General features: G+C 63.0%; 1 protein-coding gene. It reads right to left on the reverse strand.

Going from position 1 to position 227, the window contains the following annotated elements; all coding sequences use genetic code 11:
• On the reverse strand, nucleotides 1–227 hold a 227-nt coding region (locus LD028_RS09820), incomplete at both ends, for a pseudouridine-5'-phosphate glycosidase (RefSeq protein ID WP_237811709.1).

Raw genomic sequence — 227 nt, forward strand, 5'->3', positions numbered from 1 at the left:
GATTCGGGCCGCCACCTCCGCGTTGTGCTTCACCAGGGCGATGTTGGTCTGCAGGCTCTTGCCGGCCGTCAACAGTTTGACCCGGTCGAGCAGGAACGGTGTCACTTGTTTTCCGGTGATGCCCTTTCCCTTCGCTTCCGCCAGCGCTTGCTGGATGACGGCTTCGATCTCGCGGTGATTCAGCGCGTCCGCTTCCGGCACCGGATTGGCGATGACCAGACCGCCGT

The sequence above is a fragment of the Anoxybacillus sp. LAT27 genome, assembly GCF_022030075.1.
Lineage (GTDB): Bacteria > Bacillota > Bacilli > Bacillales > Anoxybacillaceae > Anoxybacillus > Anoxybacillus kestanbolensis.